Raw genomic sequence first — 14,858 nt, forward strand, 5'->3', positions numbered from 1 at the left:
GGGTTTCGGCCCCGGCCCTCCGGTGGGTTTTCGGGGTCCCTTGTTTGGGTTCCGCCTGGGGTTTTGGTTTTTTTGGGGGGCGCCCCTCTTAAGTAAAGGTTCCCTGGGGGGTTGGTGGGGGGGGGGTTGTTGGTTGTTTGAGGTTCCCGCCCCCCGCACCGCCCGCCCTTCCCTCTCCGCCCCGGTCCGGGGCCTGGGTTTGGTTGTCCCGGGTCCCCCCCGCCCCCGGGGTTTAGGGGGTCGTGTTCCGAGGGAACGGGGGTTTGGGGGGTCGGGAATTGAGGGGTGCCCCTTTCCCGGGCCCGGGGGGTGGTTTCCCGACCCACCGGGGGGTCGGCCGGCGGGTTCCTCGCCGGGCCCGGCCTGGGAGGGTGATGGGGCCCTTTAGCCCCGGGGGGGGGGGCGGGGGGGGGGGGGGCGCGCGGCGTTGCCGTGCGGGGGGGGGGAGGTTCTTGTTGGTGGGGGGGTGGGGCGATTGGGGGTGGGAACGTGGTGGAAGGGGAGGGGGCGGTTGGGGGGTGGTTTTGTGGACCGGGGGGGGGTGTTTGGTGGTGGGGGGGGGGGGGTTTTTGTGTTTTCCCCCCGTCGGCCCTTTCTCCGCTTCTCCTCTTTCTTCCGCGCCTTTCCCCTCCTCCCCCCCCGGTTGTTTCCTTTTCGGCGCGGCTGGGGGCGTGTTTGGTTTTTTTTGTGGTTCGGGGTTTTCCCCGTCTTTCCCGGTTGTTGTGTTTGTTCGGCGCTCGGTTCTGTTTTCCCCCCTTTTTCAGCGGCGGTGGTGGGTGTGTTTCCGCTTCCGGGTTCTTGGGTTCGGGTGGGGGTGTTTCCGTTCCGCCCCTTTTTTTTTTTTGCGTCCTGTCGCCCGCTTGGGGGGGTGTCCCCCGCGCGGGGGACGCCGGGGGGGGGGTCCGCCCCGCGCCTCGTTTCCGGGCCGGTTTTTCGACCCGTCTTTGTTTTTTTTTTTTTGGCGGGCGGGCGGGGGGCCGCGGGGGGGGGGGGGGTGGGGGCCGGGGGTTGGTGTTTGGTGGGCGGGGGGGTGCCGGGGCGGGGTGTGTTGGGGGGGAGGGTGGGGGGGGGGCCGGGCCGTTGCCGGGGGCGGGGGGCCCCCCCTGCGGTTTCGGGGTTGGGGTGGGTAGGTCGGTTTGGTTTGGCCAAGGGGTTTTTTTTGTTTTTGGGGGGCCGGGGGGTTGCCCTCCCGGGGGGTCCCCCCGGCCTTTTTTTCCCTTTCGGATGTGTTATTGGGCGGTCTCTGCCACCCCCTTGGGTTTGGCGGTTTTCCCGGTCCGGGGGGTACGCCCCGGGGGGGGTGGGGGGGGGGGGGGGTTTGGGTTTGGGGGGGGGGGGGGTGGGCGGGGGTGGTGGTTTTTTTTTTTCCCACACCCCCCCCGCCCGGGGTAGGGTCCATTGGGTGGGTTTTTAGGAGGGGTCCGCTTTGGGTTTCCGACAGGGGGCGTTCTCTGGCGGTTGGGGCTTGGGGGGGAGAGAGGGAATTTTTGTTTGGGAGGGAGAACGGGCTATGTTTTCGTGAATTGGGCCGTGAGGGAGGGGAAATGTATTTTCCTGGGGTGTTTTTTTTTGTCCCGCCTTGCGAGGGAAGGGAGGGGAGGGAAAAGGACAAAGGGGGGGCAAAAAGGGGGAGGAGAAGAAGGGTGGGGTTGGAAGGGAGGCACGTTGTTGAAGGCGGTAAGGCGCGCTTGGTGATGAAACAATGATGAAGATATTCATCTTGGTTGCTGTGTTGTGCAGCATGCACGGGAGTGTGGTTGCGCAGTCCGTTGACTGGATCGTGCGGTTGCCGCGTATGCCGATTGGGTGGCAGGTGGGGACGTCTCGCGTGGTGGAAGATGTTGTGCGCGACCGAATCTTCACGTTGGGATGGAAGCGCGGCACAACGTTGATGTCTGAAGATGGGGGCAGGACGTGGAGCGGTGAATATTCTATCTACACCGACGTGGTGGGGAAGAATGCCAACCTTGTCGTCTTGGCTGACGGCACGTATCTCTACCATGGTCAAACGCCGTTCAATCAGCGCGTTGCGGTTGTGTCTTCGGACGGTGGTGAAACTTGGCGGAAACTCACAGAGGATCCGCGTGTTCTGAAGGAGGGAATTCACAATGGCATCGTTGAGTTCATAGAGCCCCATTACATCACGGCCTTTGATTCGAGTGCGAACAGTGGCGGTACAAGTAAGCTTCTCAGCGCAGACCTGGGCCGCACGTGGAGACCGTTCCCAGTGCAGCCGCTCGATACAGGAGTTGATTCGTACGTGTGGCATCAGGCAGCCCCCTACATCATCTATTGGTCGGGCAAGACATATTGGTATCGCTGTGACGTGCGCACGGATACGGTGTGGGTGAAGACAGCGATCCCGGTTGGACTAGAGAACCCTGTAGAAGTAGGATCAGCAGTTGTTGGTTCGTTGAACGGACAACTTGCCTACATGGCGCATCATGATAGCTCTGTAACGGAGACTGAACACAGTACTCTATCCGTTGTTGCCACAAGTGACAGCACTGCCTATGTGTTCGATAGCGCCGGATGTACGTATGATATCCAACCACGGACAGGATCGATCCGACGACTCTCCTGTGTGAACGGTTCGTCAACAGGAAAGCGGCTTGCACTTGATCTGGCCTCGAAGTATGGCAACCGCGTGCTTGCTGTTTGGAGAGATGCAGCAGACACCTGGATCATGGAAGAGTTCGATCTAGAACCTGGCACTTCAACAGTCAACACTGCACGGTATCGTCGATCACCAGTTCTCTACAACAACACTTCGCCCCTTACGTATCTCGGTGAGAAGGGGCTCTTCATGATCACGGATCAGCCACCGAAGTTCAGAGAGGTAGTAAGAACGCTTGATCTGGGGTCGACGTGGATCCTCAGCGATTCCATTGACGTGAAAGATCTAGAGCCGGCTTACCTTCCGATGTCGAGCGCAGTTGAAACAGAGAATGGGTCCCTGCTTCTTCAATCAGGGTTCGACCATCTGCTCCGCAAGGAGAACGAGCAGTGGAAGGAGCGAATGCAATACCTTACAACAGGTCACGAGCACGTTGTTGAACGCAAGCCAACGTTGTTCGTTGATGAGGACGACGTCCTTGTACCGGGCGCGATGCTGATGAAACTCGACCCAGCTACCTGTGCGTTTGTGGATACTGTTCTTCCACGTCGGGCCACGTTCATGCGTCGGCTCTCCGATGATATGTTGGCGGCAGGAAATGATTCGCTTTGGTTGTCCTTTACCAACAAACGCGAGTGGATCTACGTCCCAGCAGGACTCACAGAGGTCAGACCGTCACAGCGCGGAAAGGTAAGCGATGTTGCCCGACTCCTCAACGGCGATCTCCTCTGTGCGATCCGTGGTGTTGATACTGTAGATCCTGCAGGCGTGCGAGGGATGCTCAAGCGAGGCGGGATCACGAAGAGTACGGATGACGGCGATACGTGGAGATGGACTGATTCTTTGCCAGAGGGAATGACGCACGTAACTACGCTGTTGACACTCACGTCCGGAACCGTCCTTGCCCACTGTGCACGAGTGGTCAATGATCCGGTTTCGCCAATGGTAGAATCAGCAGCACTTCTTCGTAGTGATGACAACGGAGCACGTTGGACCATTGTTGCCCGAGACTTCCGCTCCAACATTCCGTATCCCAACATGGAACCGAACATCGTGCAGGTTGCGAACGGTGCGATCATTGCAACGATGTACTCCGGTAATGTTGTTGTCTCGTTTGACGACGGCGAACGCTGGGATGTGGTTGATGTGGCCGAGCTCGGCACAACACAGGTTAACAACATCACCCTCGGACGTGATAGCTCCCTGCTGGTTTCCACCGACATCGGCGTTGGTAGACTTCGTATCCCCAACGTAACGTCTGTTGATGACCAGAGTACTTCATCACGCGCAAACCAGCTCGTCAACGATGGCATCCTCCTCTATGTTTGGGAGGGGGCAAGTGCCATACTGCAGATACAAGACCTGAACGGCTGCCTCATCAGAACCTTCGTAGTTCAGCACGGGGAGAACCGGATCGACATATCACAACTCGCATCCGGCGTTTATGCCATCTCACGATCAACGGGTTCGACCATTGAACGATCGTTGTTCGTGAAGAACTAGAATTCTATGCAGCTCGATTCAATCGAAGCTGTGCGTCGTACAGATCAAATGAGATCTGCAAATTCATCCAGAAGTGCGGCGACGTCTTAAAAACTCCCGCAAGAAGGATCGCCGTCTCGGCAGAGACAGATCGCTTGCCGTTGATGATGGTATTGATTCGTTGCACCGGAACACCAAGCTGGGCTGCGAGCTCCACCTGTGTCATGGACATAGGAATCAGAAACTCCTCGAGAAGAACTTCCCCCGGGTGCGTGGGCCTTCTATTCTTTGGTGACATTACTCATTCCTCAACGATGGTATCGCGGCCGAACTTAACGCATTAACGTATAGCATGCAATGCAATCTGTGCGGACGAATATCAGCGTCCGCTTGCAACCTTCTGTAGGACGTGCCGTACCGCCTGAATCCAATAATTCAGGAGTGCTGCGATGTCTCTTGTTCTTGTTACGTGTCTTGCAGGGCTCTTAGCCCTACCGGTGGTTGATGATGGGCAGATCTTTGTGAAGGGGCTAGCCGTAAGTGCCCGGGATTCAACTCGACTCTCTCTTGCGAATGTGGCTGTTCTGGATCCGAGGGATTCCACGGTCCTCAAGGGAGTTGTGGCCAAGAAGGATGGCAGCTTCGTTATCGGTGGGATTGATGGGGTGGATCATCTGCTGCGCGTCACATATGCCGGACACCACGCGGCATACCGTGATCTAAGCGAGCAGATCGTCAGCACTGCTAGCGACACGATCGATGTTGGACTGATCGCGCTTGAGTCTGCAACCACCAATGTCGTGGATGTCACAGCCGAACGCCCCCTCATCGAATATCAAGACGGGAAGAAGGTCTTTAACGTTAGTGAATCGATGACCACTGCTGGTGGCAACGCGCTTGATGTCCTCAAGCAAGTGCCAACGGTGAACGTTGATCTTGAGGGTAACGTAACGGTGCATGGGATGCAGGGCGTGAATATCATGATCGACGGAAAGCCCATAACGGCGTATGGGAATGCGAATCAGATCCTCAAAACCCTTCCGTCGGGTGCACTGGAGAAGGTAGAGGTAGTGGCAAATCCTGGTGCGAAGTACGATGCCCAAGGGTCGGGGGGCATCCTGAATCTTGTCCTGAAAAAACAACGCAGATCCGGATTCAATGGCATCGTAGATCTGAACCTGGGTGTCTACGACAACTACAACGGCTCAACTACTCTGAACTCTCGAAACGAGGGAGTGAACTTCTTTGGTGGGGCAGACTTCTATCTCTCGAGGCAACGTCGATATAGAAACGTGGTAAGCGAGTTTGATGATGGAACGGGGCTCTTGCGAACCGGCACTTCGCACAACAACAATCACTCGTATGGATTGCGACTAGGGTCGGATATCACCTTTGATACCGTTCATAGCCTAACGATCAGTGCAGAGGCTAGGGCAAACAACGGAACGAATCAAGACCCATGGATGAATACGTTCACATCGAACGATGGACAAGCCCCCTACTATAGCTCCATGGATCAGACAAGCGGTGGACCGAATAATAGCCTGGGCTTTACGGGTACCTATACGATGCATGTTGGTCCGAAGGAACATGATCTCGTAGCGAACGTCTATTTCTATCCCGACAACTACGACATAACGAATACACTTGTGACCACCCCAACAAATGCTAGTGGAGAGGTGGCCGGACAGTCAACAGGACGGAGATCGCAGACGGTTGGCATTGGGTCGTACTTCGAAGCACTTGCCGACTACACATGGCCGATCACGCCGACCATGAAACTCGGGACCGGTGTAGACGCAACCTTGCAGTTCATTGATTCAGAGTTCAACTTCTCAGAGTTGGATGCCGTGAACAATGTGTTTGTGCCCGCTCCGGTCCTGTCCAATGCAGCTAAACACTATGACGACGTCTATGCGGCCTACGTTGATGCATCCGAACAGTTCGGCGATCTGAATGTTCGCGCTGGACTTCGTGGCGAGCACACGCGCAACCAATTCGAGAGTAGAGATACACCGGCACAGAATTTCGATCGATCATTCGGTAATCTCTTCCCTAGCATGAGTGCGAGCTATGCCTTCTCACAGGAACAAAGTGTACAGTTCTCCTACGCTCGTAGGATCAACCGTCCAACCGGCCCGCAGTTGAATCCATACGTGGACGTAACGGACTCTCTCTACTGGCGAGCCGGCAACCCTGCCTTAATGCCGGAGTACATCAACTCGGTTCAACTTGGCATTCTGCAGTACATCGACGCGTCGGTTGTGAACGTTGAGGCATTCTATCGTCTGACGGAGAACATGATCAACCTTCGGTTCAGGGAAGAAGTGAAGCCTGGTGTTCTTCTCGAACGGCCCTACAACTTCGGTCAGGGTATTGCCTATGGCATGTCAGGCTCTGCGAACCTTTCCCTTGCCCCATGGCTCAGTATCAACAGCGAGCTGAGCTACTATTACCAAGAAGCCGGAGGGACGTTTAAGGGTCAGACGTATGAGAGCACGGGGTATGGATGGAATGCGAGAGTGATCGCAAACGCAACCTTGCCGCTTGACATCAAGAGTCAGATCTTCTTTGATTACACTGCTCCGCAGGTGATCCCGCAAGGTCAGCGTATGCAGTTCTCGATGTTGAGTCTGTCCATGAACCGAGAGTTCAAGGAGCAACATCTCACGATCGGACTGAATTGGATGGACGTCTTTAACAGCGCACAGTTTGGCGGTTCTGTTTCCGGTCCAGGTTTCTCAACCGATCTTCTGAATCGGCGCGACTATCCTCTCGTGAGTCTCAACCTTTCGTACCGGATCAACGATTACAAGGGTCCACGACCACGGCAATCTCCCGGCGTTGGCGGAGGTGGCAACACGATCTGAACGATCAACGGAAACTTTGTAGCACGAATGATGTCTATATCTCTGGTGACACACACTACCAGGGCATGCGTGTTGCGCAGTGATCATGATCTCGGGTTCGGTAAAACGTGCAGCCGAATTCACCACACATGATCGCTACGTGGACATGCATGCTTCTGTGTGTTAAAACCAGCGAGCCGCAGACTTCGGGACATACCATGTAGTGCTGTGTCCGGCCTGATGAGCCCCTTTATCGTGACACCGCATGATGATGATGGTGTTGTTCACGGTACCATGGATGAGCCACTCGTGCCCGATGAATTCAACGGCATTCACAAGCACCTCAAGGGCGATGGAATCCTGCGACGCAACCGTTTCCAGTTTCTCCGGACGAACCCCTAACGTCTTGCCGTTGTGGGGGATCAGATTCATGGACGGGCTGCCGGTGAACGATGCAACGAAGGGCGTTGCGGGATTGTCGTAGATGTCTGCCGGTGTGCCTACTTGCTGCAGAACGCCATCATTCAAGATCGCCATGCGATCGCTCATCGTCATGGCCTCTACCTGATCATGTGTTACGTACACCGTAGTAACGCCAAGTGCACGTTGCAATGAGCGGATCTCTGTACGCATGTGCGCGCGTAGTTGTGCGTCGAGATTGGAAAGGGGCTCATCGAACAAGAACACGCGTGGTTGACGGATGATGGCGCGCCCTACGGCCACGCGCTGACGTTGTCCGCCTGAGAGTTGTTTTGGTCTGCGGTCCAGCATCGAGTCAAGGCTTAGCATCGACGCTACCTCGCGAACACGAGCATTGATCCGCTCCTTTGGTTCCTTGCGGATCGCCAACGGGAAGGCAAGATTTTCAAACACCGTGAGGTGTGGGTACAGTGCATAGTTCTGAAAGACCATGCCAACATCTCGTTGACGTGGCTCTACGTTGTTCATCACTTCATTGTCGAAGCGGACGGTGCCGCTCGTTACGGACTCCAGTCCGGCGATCATGCGCAACAGAGTACTCTTGCCACATCCCGATGGACCAACGAGTACAAAGAACTCGCCCGGTTCGATCGTGAAGGAGACATCCTGCAGTGGTTTAACGGAGTCGAAGGACTTGCTAACGTTTTCGAAGGTGATCCGTGTCATGTGGTGCCTGGTCACAAGCCGAGATCACGAAGCTTCTCTGCCAGCTCTCGTTGTTCATCGGTAAGTGTTGTTGGAATATTGACCGTAAGCTCAACATACAGGTCTCCGCGCGAATTCTCCACGCCATAGACCGGCATGCCCTGCCCCTTTATCCTTAAGATCTTGCCATTCGGGGTCCCGGGCGGAATACTAAGGGCAATGGTGCCCTTTAGCGTCACTACCGGATGTTTCTCTCCCAAGAGTGCCGTTGAGAGTGGGATCACCTCCTTCACCCTCAGGTCGTTCCCCTCACGAATGAAGCGCGTATGGGGCTCAATGGTCACCTCCATTTCACCATTCGGAATGCGGAGTCTCTGGCCAGTGGCCACGCCCGGCTTAAAGGTCACATCCACCTTTGTACCGTCGATGGCGAATCGCTTGGAGGCACCGGTGAAGGCTTCTGCAAGCGTAAGTGTTACAGCGTAGACCTTTGGAGGTGCCGGCCGAGCTTGCGCGGTACGCGTACGTGTTGTGCGGCCGCCCCCTCCACCAAACAACTCAGAGAGAAGGTCTCCGAATGATGTGCCGGAGAACATATCGCCAACATCATCCATCGAGACCTGCGGTCCTCCCGGACGTGGTCTCCTGCCGCGTTGATACGCGGATGTTTGCGACGAGAGCTGGTCGTATTTGGCGCGCTTTGTTTTATCGGACAGCACCTCATACGCCTCGCTGATACGCTTGAACTTCTCCTCGGCGCCGGGTTTATCCGGATTGGTATCAGGGTGATACTGTCGTGCGAGCTTCCGAAAGGCCTTCTTGATCTCATCGTCCGTAGCTGTTCGTTCGAGCTCGAGTTCTTTGTAGTAGTCATTGAAATTCATCAGAGGATATCTCCGATCGAAAGGCCGAACCATTTGTCGAGATAGAGAGCGAAGAGCACAGCAAAGACCAGGATAATGAAGAAGATCACGCCAATGATGCGGCCAGCTCCGCTCTTGGTTTGCTGCATGCTTATCTTGACCACGGCTTCTGTTGCCCGTTCAGTGTAGGCAAAGACCGGAACGAAGATCAAGACGATGATGCCCATTCCGAGCCACGTAGCAGTGGCAGGTCTGAATCGTTCTGTTTCTTGGAGGAGCCGGTCTTCGAGGAGTCCCGTCAACAAGTACGACACCAACACGGTGACGGTGAAGATGACGGCCTTCGTCACGTATTTCATCATGGGATTGAATTCTCTATGAAGTCCAAACTTACGGCTCCGAACATCGTTCTCATGAGCGCGTTGTTTTTAGCGTTCTCACTACTGATCTCGTGCACATCATCAATAGTGGATCCGCAGGACTGTCCGGCTGAGAAGGATATCCTCACAACCATCACAGACTCTGACGGCAACGTCTATACAGTTGGCATAGACGGATTTGTTTACAAGAACGTGGGCAACGGTTGCGAACGTGTGTTGAAGTATTTCGAGCCCGGATTTGAAGCGGCCAACTATGAACGTCGTGGAGACAGCGTCTTCTACAAGACACCTCAGGGGCTCTTTCCGGCGCGGAACACCTTCATCGAATCATGGGATCGATACGCAACATTTGGAGAGGTGTTCATCCAGGAGATCCGGCACGTTGATCGATACTGGAATACGATAACGCTGCAAAGCCCCTAGCCCCATCGTTGAGTGATTATGTGGCGTTGCGGACATGCATTTTCAACGGTACGTGTACGTTCCGTGACAATAGAATCGATCTCGCAACCGACCCGACGAACATTGCTAACAAGGTGATGAAGTTCACGGCAGTTGCGCCATCGATGGGCATGGTAACATCGAAGTCGTCCATGGAGAGCACAACGGCGTATTTCAAGAAGGGAAGTGAGCTTTGGTATGAGGCACGGTACTACTTCACATCACAGCTGCCGTTCAGCATCGCCGATTTCGAGAGTGGATGGATCGATCAATCTCCCGGGCCTCGCATTGTGATCAGTGGCGGTGCGTTGGCCGTAGAGAACAAGTTCGGGAACAAACTCATGTTCCGTCAGGCCACACCTATTCCCATTCCGATCGGCAAGTGGGTAAAGGTCAAGATCCACTTCGTCTTCCACGAAGAGAACGGTCGCATAGAGCTTTGGCAGGACGGAGTGCGAGTATTGGATGTGGATGCGCCCACACTACCACTATCGATCGCGATACAGAACAACATCGAAGTAGGGATCACTGCAACATCGCAAGCATGCGAAGTATTGGTGGACGATGTGCGTCTTTCCCCCTTGCCACTTTAGAGGGGGCTTGGTTGTTCGTCCAACGGCGCCGGGACAGTTGCGAGAGGGTAGAGATCCATTGGCGTGGTATCGTGCACACGGTCTACATGAACGGTCACATCACCTGAGTCAAGGGTTTCGAACATGGACACATACTTCGCCCCTTCCAAGATCTCTTGAGGTCTGTAGGAATAGCGCGAGTAGAACTGTTGTCCAACCGTATCGTCGAATGCTGTGAGGATCACGAGAAACTCAGCATTCCGTTGTACTAGGTCTGCGAGGCGGAGTCCGGACAGCGGGCTATCGGACGTGATCGTATGCACAAGCGTCCAATTGATCGCGAGCGAGCTGATGTGTGAGATGTCGAGATTGAGCTGGTAGTATCGTCTGTTGTGTTGTGGTTCATTCGGATCCTGCATCACCAGGATCAAGTTTGCCGTGCTATCCATCACTACGCTCGAGCGCTCATTCACAAGTCTGCACATGAACGCATTGTATCCGTCGCGATGAGGTCCGAGCACAGCCTTTTCCGCAAACGTAATTCGGGGCTTGATACGCGAGAACCGACCGAACGAGATGCCCGTAAAGATCCCGAAGATGAAGAGTCCGGCAAGAGCCTCCAATGAAGCTATCGCACTGACAAGGGGCGAACCAGGCGCCAGGTTTCCATACCCTACCGTGGTAAGTGTTTGCGCACTGAAAAACATCGCGTCTGAGAGTTCCATCCACCAATCGCCATCCTGGGCGTTGAGGATCTGGTCCGTGCCGATGAGCATGTACAACGTGCCGAAGACAGCATTGACCACTATGTAAAGAACGAGGGTGAGGCCAAGGTACTTTGTCCACGACCACATGAGAGCGGCGTGATAGAGGTCCGACCAATGGAATCTATCGCCAACGCGACCCACGTTGAGCGATCCGTCACGTCTGACAATACGACCTGTACCACCGAGTTTGATCCCGAAGCCCGGGTCATTGATCTGTTTAGCCATGGAATCCTGTGTGGTAAACAACGTTTTGAGCTACATCAGATGTCGCTCTGCGAGAGACGTATATGCATCACCACCAATGATGATGTGATCGAGTACACGAATATCGACGATGCGTCCTGCATCTACGAGTTGTCGGGTGATCGTGATATCCTCTTTTGACGGTTCTGTGTTCCCCGACGGGTGGTTATGCACCAGGATAACAGCAGCGCAATTCTCGGCGATCGCTAGGCGAAACACCTCGCGGGGGTGGATCAGCACGGCATTGAGCGAGCCGTCGCTCACCGCAACATCGCGCATCACCTGGTTGGCGGAATTCAGCAGCACAACATGAAAGCACTCCGTGCGCAGGTGCCTCATGCGTGGTGCCATCAGTTTGGCCAGGACGGCTGGAGAAGTGATCATCGTGCGGTCTGAGAACGGTTCGGCCTGAATGCGGTGAGCCAATTCAAAGGCTGCGCAGAGAGTGGCTGCCTTTGCTGTACCCATGCCATGGATCGCGCGGAGTTCCGCTACGTCGCGTCCGGCCAGGTCTGTAAGCGTCGGGAACCGACGTAGGACATCATTCGCGATCTCTGCCGCAGATGCTCCCGGCGTGCCCACATTGATCAGCAGGGCCAGTAGCTCCTGTGTGCTCAGTGCTTGTGAGCCGTGGCGTATCAAGCGTTCCCGTGGTCTGTCTGCATCGGCTGTTGACATTTGTTGCATTTTTGCATCCCTAAAAGGCAGTTCAAGAACTCTGGCAATCCACCCGTATGATCGATCTCCTCATCTACCACCTGCATATCGTGGGCGTCTTGTATGCCTTTACGATGCGGTGGCAGCGTGAAGGACTCAAGGGCGGATTCCTTGCAGTGGCCACGTGTGGTCTGGTATTCACCATCCTCTGGGCAGTGACCGGACCAATAGCGCGCATCCTTATGCCGCAGGCAGCCCAGCCCGGAGATCTCTTCACATCGGACACCTTGTCCCTTGTGTTGCTGATGATACCCGAGGTGATCTTCTTCCGGGTGTTCTTCCTACGTGCGCCCAGTGTACCCGAACGTGACGCAGCCGTTTAGGGCGGCCCCTTGAACTTTTTTCCACCCCCTGTTTGGTGGAGTCATCGGTTACCCTTATGTTTGTCGTTCCCCCCGCGCCGAACGAAACGGAGCGAAGGGGACGGCGGAAACGCTGGTGTTCTTTGACAACAGGAAGCAAGCAGTAACAAAAAATGGGTAGGACATATGTTCTACCCCCGTCATGGAGTGCACTGTAGAGCTGAGTAATCAGCGAAGTAGTGTTCCATGCGATCAATTCGGAAACAACAACAACAAAGAACTAGAATCAACTTTCTACAACGGAGAGTTTGATCCTGGCTCAGGACGAACGCTGGCGGCATGCCTAACACATGCAAGTCTAGGGGGTAGCAATACCACTGGCGCACGGGTGAGTAACACGTAGGTTATCTGCCCCCCATCACAGACATAACCCCGGGAAACCGGGGCTAATATCTGATGAGGTCGCGAGATCAAAGCTTCGGCGGATGGGGATGAGCCTGCGGCTGATTAGCTAGTTGGTGAGGTAATGGCTCACCAAGGCGACGATCAGTAGCTGGTCTGAGAGGACGAACAGCCACACTGGAACTGAGACACGGTCCAGACTCCTACGGGAGGCAGCAGTGAGGAATATTGGTCAATGGGAGCAATCCTGAACCAGCAATGCCGCGTGTGGGATGACAGGGCTTCGCCTTGTAAACCACTGTCGGACGGGACGAAAGGAGGCCTCGGGCCTCTGGGACGGTACCGTCAAAGGAAGGGTCGGCTAACTACGTGCCAGCAGCCGCGGTAATACGTAGGACCCGAGCGTTGTCCGGATTTACTGGGTATAAAGGGTGCGTAGGCGGCCTTGTGCGTCAGAGGTGAAATATCCGGGCTTAACCCGGAGGGTGCCTTTGATACGGCAGGGCTTGAGTGCGAGAGAGGATGATGGAATTCCTGGTGTAGCGGTGAAATGCGTAGATATCAGGAGGAACACCGGTGGCGAAGGCGGTCATCTGGCTCGTAACTGACGCTGAGGCACGAAAGCGCGGGGATCAAACAGGATTAGATACCCTGGTAGTCCGCGCCCTAAACGATGTATGCTTGGTGTTGGGCCCGCAAGGGTTCAGTGCCGTAGGGAATCTGATAAGCATACCACCTGGGGAGTACGATCGCAAGGTTGAAACTCAAAGGAATTGACGGGGGCCCGCACAAGCGGTGGATCATGTGGTTTAATTCGATGCAACGCGAAGAACCTTACCCGGGCTTGAAGTGTAAGTAGTACAGAGATGAAAGTCGACGGACCCGTTAAGTCGGATGCTTACAGAGGTGCTGCATGGCTGTCGTCAGCTCGTGCCGTGAGGTGTTGGGTTAAGTCCCGCAACGAGCGCAACCCCCTATCTCCAGTTGCCAGCGGTTTGGCCGGGCACTCTGGAGAGACTGCCTACGCAAGTAGAGAGGAAGGTGGGGATGACGTCAAGTCATCATGGCCCTTACGTCCGGGGCTACACACGTGATACAATGGCCGGTCCAACGGGCAAAGCCGCGAGGCAGAGATAATCCCTAAAGCCGGTCTCAGTTCGGATTGGAGTCTGCAACTCGACTCCATGAAGGTGGAATCGCTAGTAATCGCGGATCAGCACGCCGCGGTGAATACGTTCCCGGGCCTTGTACACACCGCCCGTCAAGCCATGGGAGCCGGGGGCGCCCGAAGCCGGCAGTAATGCCGTCGAAGGCGAAATCGGTGACTAGGGCTAAGTCGTAACAAGGTAGCCGTACCGGAAGGTGCGGCTGGATCACCTCCTTTCTAAGGAGACCTGAGAAGAATATTTCTCTACGAGATCTGAGCAATCAGTCTCGATAGTGTCTTTTTAATACTGGAAAGATCGTTCTGTAAATGCTTCCTGTTGTCAAAGAGCACCTAACGGTGTTCTTTGTGATGATGTGAGAGACGGGCCGATAGCTCAGCTGGTTAGAGCACACGCCTGATAAGCGTGAGGCCGGTGGTTCAAGTCCACTTCGGCCCACGTTGGTTCTCTCCATCGGATTCACAATGTTCTTTGAAAACTGAAGAGGTTAATGTTCGTAAAACGAGCAAGCCGTCTATTGAGCAATGCGTGTAGGCATGGCCTAAGAGAGTGCCCGAGGCATCCTGGAAAAAAGGTGTTAAGGAGCGTGATCGAGTCATGACGACGCACAAGCGATAGGCGAGCAAAGACGAAAACGATAGAAAACAAGCAAACGCGTAGAAACAATGCGCAAGCATTGGTGAAGAGAATTAGCGACGAAAGTCGCAGGACGAAAAACAAACGGCAAGTTGTAAAGGGCACACGGTGGATGCCTTGGCACAGAGAGGCGAAGAAGGACGCAGCAACCGGCGAAACGCCGCGGGGAGCAGGAAGCATGCTTTGATCCGCGGATGTCCGAATGGGGAAACCCAATGGGAGTCATGTCCCATTACCCGCAAGGGAGCTAACCCAGGGAAGTGAAACATCTCAGTACCTGGAGGAAGAGAAATCAA

General features: G+C 55.1%; 11 protein-coding genes, 1 tRNA gene and 2 rRNA genes (1 of these 14 cut by a window edge). 8 read left to right on the forward strand and 6 right to left on the reverse strand.

Annotated elements, in window-relative coordinates; all coding sequences use genetic code 11:
• The first annotated feature begins 1,705 nt into the window (after positions 1–1,705).
• Positions 1,706–4,120, forward strand: a complete 2,415-nt coding sequence (locus tag IPI29_12275) for an exo-alpha-sialidase (GenBank protein ID MBK7413323.1) — start codon at positions 1,706–1,708, stop codon at positions 4,118–4,120.
• 4 nt (positions 4,121–4,124) lie between these two features.
• On the opposite strand, the gene IPI29_12280 is transcribed toward IPI29_12275, so the two are convergent.
• On the reverse strand, positions 4,125–4,397 hold the full coding sequence (locus tag IPI29_12280) for a HigA family addiction module antidote protein (GenBank protein MBK7413324.1): 273 nt from the start codon (positions 4,395–4,397) through the stop codon (positions 4,125–4,127).
• A 151-nt stretch (positions 4,398–4,548) separates the two neighbouring features.
• Between IPI29_12280 and IPI29_12285 the strand changes: the two genes are divergently transcribed.
• Positions 4,549–6,969 (forward strand): TonB-dependent receptor, encoded by a 2,421-nt coding sequence (locus IPI29_12285; GenBank protein ID MBK7413325.1) that lies wholly within the window; start codon positions 4,549–4,551, stop codon positions 6,967–6,969.
• Positions 6,970–7,131: 162 nt separating this feature from the next.
• Here the strand turns inward: IPI29_12285 and IPI29_12290 are convergent, their stop codons facing one another.
• From IPI29_12290 to IPI29_12300, 3 genes are read right to left on the reverse strand one after another with little or no spacing between them, the layout of a single operon-like run.
• A complete protein-coding gene (locus tag IPI29_12290) occupies positions 7,132–8,094 on the reverse strand; it encodes an ATP-binding cassette domain-containing protein (GenBank protein ID MBK7413326.1) in 963 nt (320 codons plus the stop codon).
• Positions 8,095–8,105: 11 nt separating this feature from the next.
• Positions 8,106–8,957 carry a J domain-containing protein gene (locus tag IPI29_12295; GenBank protein MBK7413327.1) on the reverse strand — a complete coding sequence of 284 codons (852 nt, stop codon included), beginning with the start codon at positions 8,955–8,957 and terminating at the stop codon, positions 8,106–8,108.
• Entirely contained in the window at positions 8,957–9,298 is a 342-nt protein-coding gene (locus IPI29_12300) for a hypothetical protein (protein MBK7413328.1), read from the reverse strand. Before IPI29_12300 ends, IPI29_12295 begins: the two co-directional genes overlap by 1 nt.
• Before the next feature lie 15 nt (positions 9,299–9,313).
• On the opposite strand from IPI29_12300, the gene IPI29_12305 reads away from it, so the two are divergent.
• Complete coding sequence (locus IPI29_12305) at positions 9,314–9,739, forward strand: hypothetical protein (GenBank protein ID MBK7413329.1); 426 nt, start codon at positions 9,314–9,316, stop codon at positions 9,737–9,739.
• Positions 9,740–9,765: 26 nt separating this feature from the next.
• Positions 9,766–10,350, forward strand: a complete 585-nt coding sequence (locus IPI29_12310) for a heparin lyase I family protein (GenBank protein ID MBK7413330.1) — start codon at positions 9,766–9,768, stop codon at positions 10,348–10,350.
• Here IPI29_12310 and IPI29_12315 read toward each other — a convergent pair.
• Complete coding sequence (locus tag IPI29_12315; GenBank protein ID MBK7413331.1) at positions 10,347–11,321, reverse strand: potassium transporter; 975 nt, start codon at positions 11,319–11,321, stop codon at positions 10,347–10,349. The genes IPI29_12310 and IPI29_12315 overlap by 4 nt on opposite strands.
• 30 nt (positions 11,322–11,351) lie before the next feature.
• Positions 11,352–12,017 carry a DNA repair protein RadC gene (gene radC, locus IPI29_12320; GenBank protein MBK7413332.1) on the reverse strand — a complete coding sequence of 222 codons (666 nt, stop codon included), beginning with the start codon at positions 12,015–12,017 and terminating at the stop codon, positions 11,352–11,354.
• A 56-nt stretch (positions 12,018–12,073) separates the two neighbouring features.
• On the opposite strand from radC, the gene IPI29_12325 reads away from it, so the two are divergent.
• The 4 genes from IPI29_12325 to IPI29_12340 all read left to right on the forward strand — a co-directional run.
• Positions 12,074–12,379, forward strand: coding sequence for a hypothetical protein (locus IPI29_12325; GenBank protein ID MBK7413333.1), 306 nt, complete (start codon positions 12,074–12,076; stop codon positions 12,377–12,379).
• 275 nt (positions 12,380–12,654) lie between these two features.
• A 16S ribosomal RNA gene (locus IPI29_12330) occupies positions 12,655–14,144 on the forward strand.
• Between the two features lie 146 nt (positions 14,145–14,290).
• Positions 14,291–14,364 (forward strand) — tRNA-Ile (locus tag IPI29_12335).
• A gap of 283 nt (positions 14,365–14,647) precedes the next feature.
• Positions 14,648–14,858, forward strand: a 23S ribosomal RNA gene (locus IPI29_12340); it runs 2,580 nt beyond the window's last position.
• The 16S and 23S rRNA genes sit together here with 1 tRNA gene alongside, the layout of an rRNA operon.

This window comes from Ignavibacteria bacterium, assembly GCA_016707005.1.
In the GTDB taxonomy this organism is placed as follows: domain Bacteria; phylum Bacteroidota; class Ignavibacteria; order Kapaibacteriales; family Kapaibacteriaceae; genus UBA10438.

Excerpts from the sequence above, each read along its gene's own strand:
- IPI29_12275 (MBK7413323.1), top strand. The coding sequence starts at position 1,706 with ATGAAGATATTCATCTTGGTTGCTGTGTTGTGCAGCATGCACGGGAGT.
- IPI29_12280 (MBK7413324.1), bottom strand. The coding sequence starts at position 4,397 with ATGTCACCAAAGAATAGAAGGCCCACGCACCCGGGGGAAGTTCTTCTC.
- IPI29_12285 (MBK7413325.1), top strand. The coding sequence starts at position 4,549 with ATGTCTCTTGTTCTTGTTACGTGTCTTGCAGGGCTCTTAGCCCTACCG.
- IPI29_12290 (MBK7413326.1), bottom strand. The coding sequence starts at position 8,094 with ATGACACGGATCACCTTCGAAAACGTTAGCAAGTCCTTCGACTCCGTT.
- IPI29_12295 (MBK7413327.1), bottom strand. The coding sequence starts at position 8,957 with ATGAATTTCAATGACTACTACAAAGAACTCGAGCTCGAACGAACAGCT.
- IPI29_12300 (MBK7413328.1), bottom strand. The coding sequence starts at position 9,298 with ATGATGAAATACGTGACGAAGGCCGTCATCTTCACCGTCACCGTGTTG.
- IPI29_12305 (MBK7413329.1), top strand. The coding sequence starts at position 9,314 with ATGAAGTCCAAACTTACGGCTCCGAACATCGTTCTCATGAGCGCGTTG.
- IPI29_12315 (MBK7413331.1), bottom strand. The coding sequence starts at position 11,321 with ATGGCTAAACAGATCAATGACCCGGGCTTCGGGATCAAACTCGGTGGT.
- radC (MBK7413332.1), bottom strand. The coding sequence starts at position 12,017 with ATGTCAACAGCCGATGCAGACAGACCACGGGAACGCTTGATACGCCAC.
- IPI29_12325 (MBK7413333.1), top strand. The coding sequence starts at position 12,074 with ATGATCGATCTCCTCATCTACCACCTGCATATCGTGGGCGTCTTGTAT.